The organism is Microbulbifer sp. ABF4_143 (assembly GCF_056160225.1).
Genome location: NZ_JBSWWT010000020.1, coordinates 65382 through 73377 on the forward strand (window position 1 = coordinate 65382; position 7996 = coordinate 73377).

Genomic DNA, 7996 nt, shown 5'->3' on the forward strand with positions numbered 1-7996 from the left:
GCACTTCGGAACAACGACAACAAGCAAGGAAACCGCCATGAAAACCGCACGTCCGTACTGGATACCGCTGGCGCTGTCCGCGGCCCTGGCCGCCTGCGGCGAGGCGCCGAAACCCGGCGCCTCCGCAGATACCAGCGCAACTCCCCCCAAGGCACCGATCACCGAGACACAGACAAGCGCCCAGTCCCTGCATATCCCCTACGAAAAATTCACCCTGCCCAACGGCCTGCGCGTTATCGTGCACGAGGATCGCAAGGCGCCGATCGTGTCCGTGGGTGTCTGGTACCACGTGGGCTCCAAAGACGAAAAACCCGGGCGCACCGGCTTCGCGCACCTGTTCGAACATTTGATGTTCAACGGCTCGGAAAACTACAACGACGAATTCTTCAAGCCGTTCGAGCAGGCCGGCGCCACCGGCATGAACGGCACAACCTGGCTCGACCGCACCAACTATTTCGAGACGGTGCCGACCAACGCGCTGGATATGGCCCTGTGGATGGAGTCCGACCGCATGGGGCACCTGCTCGGCGTTATCACCCAGGAGAAGCTGGACGAACAGCGCGGCGTGGTGCAGAACGAGAAGCGCCAGGGCCAGAACCAGCCCTACGGCAAGGTCTGGGAAAAGATGCAGGCGGCCATATTCCCCGAGGGCCACCCCTACTCCTGGACCACCATCGGCTCCATGGAGGACCTGGATGCGGCCAGCCTCGAAGACGTGCACGAGTGGTTCAAGACCTACTACGGCGCCGCCAATACCGTGTTGGTACTGGCCGGCGATATCGACGTGGAGACCGCAAAGGAAAAGGTCAACAAATACTTCGGCGATATTCCCGCCGGTCCGCCACTGATCAAGAAGAAGGCCTGGATCGCCAAGCGCGAGGAATCCAAGCGCGAGCAGATGTTCGACCGCGTGGCGCAGTCGCGTATCTACAAGGTGTGGAACACCCCCAACCTGGGTCACGCGGACGCCAATGCGGTGGCGCTGGCGGCGTCCGTACTCGGCGACGGCAAGAACTCGCGCCTGTACGAACGCCTGGTGTACCGGGACCAGATAGCCACCAACGTGCACGTCAGCGTGTACGAGTTCGAGCTGTCGTCCATCTTCCAGGTCGTCGCCGACGCCAAGCCCGGCGTGGAACTGGCGGTGGTGGAAGCGGCCATCGAGGAGGAGCTGCAGCGCTTCCTGAAAGAGGGCCCGACCGAAGAGGAACTGGCGCGGGTGAATATGAGCGAGTACGCCGCCTACGCGCGCAACCTGGAGCAGGTCGGCGGCTGGAGCGGCAAGGGCGTGATACTGGCCCGCGGCGAGCTCTACCTGAACGATCCCAACGCCTATCTGGCAGCGGTGGCGGAAAAGCAGAAGCTGACTCCGCGGCAGGTACAGGCCGCCGCGCAGGAGTGGCTGTCCAGCGGCGACTACAACCTGGAAGTGCACCCCTTCCCCGAGTACCGGGTTGCGGACAGCGGCGCCGACCGATCCAAGCTGCCGGATACCGGTGAATTCCCATCGGTGCCCTTCCCGGAGCTGCAGACCGCCGAGCTGTCCAACGGACTCAAGGTGATACTGGCCGAGCGCAACTCGGTGCCGGTGGTGGATATGCGCCTGATCTTTGACGCCGGCTACGCCGCCGACCAGGGCAAGAAGCTGGGCACCTCCAGCTACGCCATGTCGATGCTGAAGGAGGGCACCGCCAAACTGAGCGCGCTGGAGATCAGCGCCAAAGAGGAGATGCTCGGCGCGCGCATCTCGGCCTCCGCGGATATCGACAACTCCGAAGTGCGCCTGAATGCGCTGACCGCCAACCTGGACGACTCTATGGCGCTGTTCGCCGATATAGTGCTGCGCCCGGCCTTCTCCGACGAGGAGATAGAGCGCAAGCGCGGCCGCTGGATCGCCGGCATTCAGCAGGAGAAGACCAAACCGGTGCAGATGGCGCTGCGCAGCCTGCCGCCGCTGCTCTACGGCGATGACCACGCCTACGGCGTGCCCTTTACCGGCTCGGGCACCGAGGCCTCCATCGAGTCGCTGACCCGCGACGATCTGGTCGCCTACCACCAGACCTGGATGCGCCCGGACAACGCCACCCTGGTCGCCGTGGGCGATATCACCATGGATGCGCTGGTGCAGAAGCTGGAAAACCACTTCGCCGACTGGCGCGTGCCGGACGCCCCGCTGCCGCAGAAAAACCTGGCCCAAGTCGCGCACCCGGACAAGGCCAGCGTCTTCCTGATCGACAAACCGGATTCCGAGCAATCCATCATTATCGGCGGCCTGCTGGCGCCCTCGGAGAAGATCGCCGAGCGCGAGGCGCTGCACATGATGAACGATATCCTCGGCGGCACCTTCACTGCGCGCATCAATATGAACCTGCGCGAGGAGAAGCACTGGGCCTACGGTGCCTATTCCTTTATGACCGGCGCCAAGGGGCAGCAGCCGCTGCTGGTGTACGCACCGGTGCAGACCGACAAGACCAGCGAGTCCCTGGCGGAACTGCAGAAGGAGCTGCGCGCCTATATCGGCAGTGAGCCGGCGCAGGAGGAAGAGCTGCAGAAGGTGAAAGCCAAGCGGGTCAACGAGCTGCCCGGGCGCTTCGAGACCATAAACGCGGTATCCGGTGCGGTCGCGGATATGGTCACCTACGAGCGGCCGCTGGACTATATGGACGGCTACGCCGACCTGATCCGCGGCGCCGACCTGGAGACCATCCACAGGCTCGCGCGCGAGACAATCAAGCCGGAGCAGTTTATCTGGGTGATTGTCGGCGATAAGCGGAAGATCGAGAAAGGCATCCGCGACCTGGCCATAGGCCCCATTGCCGAGCTGGACGCGGACGGCCGGCGGGTTCCGTCACTGGCCGCCAACTGAGTTCTTCCAACTACTGACTGTAGGAGCGGCCCATGGCCGCGATTGGAGCTGTAAAAATGCTTCCGATCGCGGCCATGGGCCGCTCCTACATTATTGGGGCACTATTCCCCGCCCAACACCTCTTCCTTCTGCGCCTCGCGCATTTCCTGCAAGCGCGCACTGGTTTCCGCGGCGGAATCCCGCTGCGGCGACCTGTCCTCCACTTCCGCCACCTCCTTCGCCAGTACTTCGGCCCTGGCCCGCTGCTCTGCGCTGTAGTCCGGTGCCAGCACCAGCTTGGGCGCATTGCTATTGAAACCGATCAGCACCCAGATAAAAAACAGCAGGCACAGGAAGCGGATCACCAGACTGCGGTCCAGCAGCCAGTGCAGCCCCTCGCCGCGGTTCAGCAGCAGCCGCGCGCGGAAGAAGACATTCAGAGCCAGCAGTACGCAGGCGGCGATCACCGCCCAGGAGGCCAGTCCGCCGAGGACCGACACCAGCCAGTTGGAAACCTGCAGATTGAATTCCATCATCGCCCCCTTAGCGCTCCTTGCGCGCCACCTGTTTCATCTGCTCGCCAAACACCGCCTGCTGCAGGCCGATGGTGCCCAGCGCCTCCACCGGTACAAAGACTTTATTGTCGGACTCCGCCATGCGGTCCAGCACCTCCAGCGTGCGGTAGGCCAGGTATTTGTCGGTGACGGACTTGGCCAGCAGGTCGTTGACCTCCTTCTGGCCCATGGCCTTCTCCCGGGCGATGGCGCGGTTCATCTTTTCCCGCTCCAGGTCCCGCTCCATCTGGATCTTCTGGATCTCGAACTGGGCCTTCTCCTGCTCGATCAGCTCGCGGCGCTCGGCGGCGCGCTCCTTAGCCTCGGTGATCACCTTCGGAAACTGCACGTCCGCCAGGCCCAGACGCTTGATCACGATCGGTGTGCCCTCAAGCGCCTTGCTGACCTCGCTGAACAGCTCCTGGCTCAGCGCCTCGCGGCTGGAGGCGATCTCGTTAATCGAGTAGTTGGCCACCACCCGGCGCACCACGTCGCGGATCACCGGCTGCGCGTAGGTGTTGTACACATGGGTTACCGAGATATTGTTGTTGGTGGGCGGTATGCGGTCGAAGATATTGTCGATCATCTCGTTGTTGATGGCGCCGGTCATGCGCACGTCGAAGCTCATGTTCAGCTGGTCCTTGGGCATAAACAGCTTGAACTTCTCCATATGGCCGAAATCCGCGATGGCCAGGGTTACCAGCTTGTCGCAGTAGTAGAGGCACATATCCAGACGGAACTTGGACGGCGGCACCGTCTCCGGCTTGTAGCCGTTCTTGGTCAGTATCTTGCCCACGTGTGCCGGCGGCACCTCCACCCGGTCGGCGCAGGCAGTGAGCGCGAGCGCGGCGGCAACAAGAATCCATCCGGAAATAAATCGCATACAGAATCCCTCATACATCGTTGTTGTGTTGTTCCCATAAAAGAGGCCAGCCAGCACAGGCTCGCGAGCCGCACCCCGATGGCCGGGGCACGATTATATGGTTTAATACCCGGCCAAATTACTTAAAAAATGAGACCGATGGAACTGGAATTTCTGACCGCGACCCTGTTCAACCTGGGCATCAACCTGCTGTACACACTGCTCGCACTGTTTATCGGCATCGTAGCGCTGATCGCGATCGACAAGAAACTGCTCAGGCATGTGGATATCGAGGGGGAGCTGAAAAAAGGCAATATCGCGGTGGCCATCTTCGCTTCGACGATATTGATCTTCGTCGCGCTCATCATCTCCTTCGGACTGAAAGGTTAAGCGGCGATGCGCATCTGGCTGCTCCCCGCTTTCATAGGCGCCGCCCTGATGCTGCCGGAACTGCTGCGTGTGTCAGCGGACCGGCATATCGAGCATCTCGCCGGCGAGGCCGAAATCAACCGCTCATTGCGCGTCGATACAGAGCCGCGCCGCGATCGCCAGTACGGCGTGGTGCGGGTCACCGGCAGCAGCCAGCCGCTGCCGGAGGAGACCATTCAGCAGATAGTGGCAAAGCGCAGCCTAGAACAGAGCGCTTACGTCTCCGTGTGGAACTGGCAGGGTATACGCCAGGTGACCGCGTCCGCCCGCGGCCTGGACAGGCAACACCATTTCGCCAACAGCTATCTGGTCGGCTTCCGCCCCTTCAAGACCAAACAGCTGTGGGTGCCCCTCTACACCCTGGCGATCCGCAAGGAGTACCAGTACGACCATCTGCAGTACGCCGGCCTCGCCGATATCTGGCAGACCTCGCGCCAGGCCTTCTACCAGAAACGCGGCGACTGTGAGGACCACGCGATACTGCTGGCGGACTGGCTGATCGGCCTCGGCGTTGACGCGCGTGTCGCGCTCGGCACCCACAAGGGCCAGGGCCACGCCTGGGTGGTGGCGATAGTGGACGACCGGGAATATCTGCTGGAGGCCACCAGCAAGCGGCGCCTGTCCAGCTGGCAGGCGCTGCCGCTGGCCGAACTGGCGGAGGGCTACGAACCGGAGTTCCAGTTCAACCGCGACTTCTTCTGGGCCAAGAAGGATTCCACTCCGACGCGGAAATACCGCGGCAGCCACTGGATCAAGAAATCCCAGTTTATCCGCAGCTGAATTCCGCCCGTTTGTAGGAGCCTGCTTGCAGGCGAATATTCGCAATGCCTGCCGGGCTGCCCGTTCGCCTGTAAACAGGCTCCTACCGGCTCTTCTCGCCTTCCATTAAATCGGCGAGCCCGGCGGCATCGCCTTCAGTTCCCCGGCCTCCACCTTCAATTCGCCATCCATAAAGGCCGCGATGCGCTGTGCCTGATGGAAGTAGTGGGCGCTGTAGCCCTGCGGGTCCTCGCCGAACAGCTTCATGCCGCCCAGCGCCTGCCGGAACCTGGCCAACTGCAGGTTGGCCTTGGCGCGCACCGATTCCGCCGCGCTCTTGTCGCCGGCGAGCAGCATCAGCTTGTGGATGTAGACGTGGTTGACGCGCTGGTGAATGGCCGCCTGGAGGCCGGAGTATCTGGCATCCAGGGCCCGCTCGGTCAGCCGCTCAAGCAGCGAGCCGAATCCGGGAATTTCGCTCGAACGCGCGTGCTGCTGCTCCATGCGCGCGGCGCGCTGCGGGTCCAGCAGAATCGATAGCGTATGGTTCGCGGCGGCCTCGCCGATGGCCACCGCATCGAAGGCGACGCCGGTATAGGCGGGGAAGCTCTCGGCGGTGCGCCGGTAGCCGTAGGACTTGGGCGGCAGCAGCTGCAGCACCCGCTCCGGCAGGGCCAGGAATGCCGGTTCCAGGGTGGACAGCAGCGCGTCCACCGCCTGCTGCTGGCGCTCCGCCGGCACCAGCGTGTAGCTGTTGCGCTCGGCGCCGTTGTACAGATAGTCGTAATCGAGGCCGCCGATCAGTTTGCCGACCGCCTCCGCCTGGTAGCGGTGGCCGTAGTAGACGGGCACCAGCGTCTCCTCCAGGGAGGAGCGCGGTATATCGCGCGGATTGGCCGCGCTGGAGAAGTTGTCCAACGCGTAGCGGCGCAGCTCGACCATGCGCGCGAACTCCGCCAGCGGATCGGCGCCGTTGTCCCACAGGTGGGCGCTGGCGTGGGCGTCGTTGATATCGCGGGCGTCCGGGTCGGAGATAAAGCGCAGCTTTTGCATCTCGGCTTCGGCGATCACCGAGGCCAGGTACTGCGCCTCGTCTTCGGCCTCGCCGTAGCCACTCTCTCCATAACCATAGCGGATCGCCAGCTTGTCCCAGGCGCCGATACCGGTGGCATAGGCCTCGGACAGCTCCAGCGCACCGTCTCTTAGTGTCACCAGCGGCGCCGGGTAGTCCATCACCGATGCGCGGCCGTCGACACTGGCGGCAAAGTTGTGGGCCAGGCCCAGGGTGTGGCCCACCTCGTGGGCGGACAGCTGGCGGATGCGCGCCAGCGCCATCTCTTTCAGTGCCTGTGTGTCGGCATTGTCGCCGCCGTAGGGCTGCAGCAGGCCCTGGGCGATCAGGAAGTCCTGGCGCACCCGCAGGGAGCCCAGGGTCACATTGCCCTTCAGTATCTCGCCGGTGCGCGGGTCGGCGATGGAATAGCCGTAGGACCAACCGCGCGTGGACCTGTGCACCCAGTTGATCACGTTGTAGCGCACATCCAGCGGGTCGGCGTCTTCCGGCAGCAGCTCCACGCGGAAGGCGTTCTTCCAGCCGGCGGCCTCGAAGGCCTGATTCCACCAGCTGGCGCCCTCCACCAGCGCGCTGCGCACCGGCTCCGGTACGCCGGAGTCCACGTAGTAGACAATCGGCTCCAGCGGCTCGTCACTGCCGGGCTTCTTCTGCAGGCGGTGACGGTAGATAAAGCGCTGGTCCAGCGGCTGGTCTATCGCGGTCGCGTAGTCCCGGTACTCGAACGGGAAATAACCGCTGCGGCTGTGGAAGCGGCGCGGCTGGTAGTTGTCATCCGGCAGTTCCACCAGGGAGATATGCTGGCGCAGGCTCACCAGGCTCGGCGTCGGCACCACCTCCTGCAGGTACTTGCCCGGCTGGCTGCCGGCGAAGGTCAACTGCGCCTCGAACTCGCTGTTCTTCGGGAAGTTCTTCGTGCGCGGCAGGTAGACCGCGGACTTGGACACGTCGAGGCTGTAGCTGCCCTGCTGCGCCTGCTTCAGGCGCGCGGCTATGCCGTGCTGGTCGCTGAGCAGGAAGGGGGTAAAGTCCACCAGCACACTCTCGCCGTCCCGCGCCAGCACCTCGAAACCCCAGAGCACCGACGACGCGAAGGCCTCCCGCACCGCGCGGCGCTCGGCCGCATTGTCGGAGCGGGCGCGGTATTTCAGGTTCAGCTGGTGCAGCAGCACCTTGTTGCCGACCCGCTGGAATTTCACCAGGCGGTTGTCACCGGCCTGGTTGCGGTCCAGCCCGACCGGGTTGGAGCCGAGGCCCTGGGCCAGGCCGGTCAGCAGCAGGAACTCGCGCTCGAACTCGGCGATTTCCAGCAGAACCCTGCCTTTGTCGTCGTCCCAGTAAAAGTCGTGATACCCGCTAAATTTTGGTTCATCGCACTTTACCGGGAAACGCGGCTTTGATCTTTAGGAAGAAGTAGTCGTTGTCCCGGTATCCGTAGGCCGTGCGCTTGATCACCTTGATGCGGTTGTTCATGC

7 protein-coding genes are annotated in these 7996 nt (G+C 63.5%); 3 read left to right on the top strand and 4 right to left on the bottom strand.

The window, feature by feature from the left end; all coding sequences use genetic code 11:
• The first annotated feature begins 37 nt into the window (after positions 1 to 37).
• Positions 38 to 2866 carry a M16 family metallopeptidase gene (locus ACXAF3_RS14905; protein ID WP_475113113.1) on the top strand — a complete coding sequence of 943 codons (2829 nt, stop codon included), beginning with the start codon at positions 38 to 40 and terminating at the stop codon, positions 2864 to 2866.
• 101 nt (positions 2867 to 2967) lie between these two features.
• On the opposite strand, the gene ACXAF3_RS14910 is transcribed toward ACXAF3_RS14905, so the two are convergent.
• Positions 2968 to 3378 carry a hypothetical protein gene (locus ACXAF3_RS14910; protein WP_475113114.1) on the bottom strand — a complete coding sequence of 137 codons (411 nt, stop codon included), beginning with the start codon at positions 3376 to 3378 and terminating at the stop codon, positions 2968 to 2970.
• A gap of 10 nt (positions 3379 to 3388) precedes the next feature.
• Positions 3389 to 4282, bottom strand: coding sequence for an SPFH domain-containing protein (locus ACXAF3_RS14915; protein ID WP_475113115.1), 894 nt, complete (start codon positions 4280 to 4282; stop codon positions 3389 to 3391).
• Between the two features lie 138 nt (positions 4283 to 4420).
• Between ACXAF3_RS14915 and ACXAF3_RS14920 the strand changes: the two genes are divergently transcribed.
• Both ACXAF3_RS14920 and ACXAF3_RS14925 read left to right on the top strand, forming a co-directional pair.
• On the top strand, positions 4421 to 4651 hold the full coding sequence (locus ACXAF3_RS14920; protein WP_475113116.1) for a DUF350 domain-containing protein: 231 nt from the start codon (positions 4421 to 4423) through the stop codon (positions 4649 to 4651).
• A gap of 6 nt (positions 4652 to 4657) precedes the next feature.
• Entirely contained in the window at positions 4658 to 5470 is an 813-nt protein-coding gene (locus ACXAF3_RS14925) for a transglutaminase domain-containing protein (protein ID WP_475113117.1), read from the top strand.
• 105 nt (positions 5471 to 5575) lie between these two features.
• On the opposite strand, the gene ACXAF3_RS14930 is transcribed toward ACXAF3_RS14925, so the two are convergent.
• Entirely contained in the window at positions 5576 to 7834 is a 2259-nt protein-coding gene (locus ACXAF3_RS14930; protein ID WP_475113118.1) for a zinc-dependent metalloprotease, read from the bottom strand.
• 55 nt (positions 7835 to 7889) lie between these two features.
• Positions 7890 to 7996: transposase (locus ACXAF3_RS14935; RefSeq protein ID WP_475113119.1), on the bottom strand; the 107-nt coding region annotated here is incomplete at its 5' end.

Bases quoted from the DNA above. Each gene is read 5' to 3' on its own strand.
- ACXAF3_RS14905 (WP_475113113.1), top strand. From the start codon at position 38: ATGAAAACCGCACGTCCGTACTGGATACCGCTGGCGCTGTCCGCGGCC.
- ACXAF3_RS14910 (WP_475113114.1), bottom strand. From the start codon at position 3,378: ATGGAATTCAATCTGCAGGTTTCCAACTGGCTGGTGTCGGTCCTCGGC.
- ACXAF3_RS14915 (WP_475113115.1), bottom strand. From the start codon at position 4,282: ATGCGATTTATTTCCGGATGGATTCTTGTTGCCGCCGCGCTCGCGCTC.
- ACXAF3_RS14920 (WP_475113116.1), top strand. From the start codon at position 4,421: ATGGAACTGGAATTTCTGACCGCGACCCTGTTCAACCTGGGCATCAAC.
- ACXAF3_RS14925 (WP_475113117.1), top strand. From the start codon at position 4,658: ATGCGCATCTGGCTGCTCCCCGCTTTCATAGGCGCCGCCCTGATGCTG.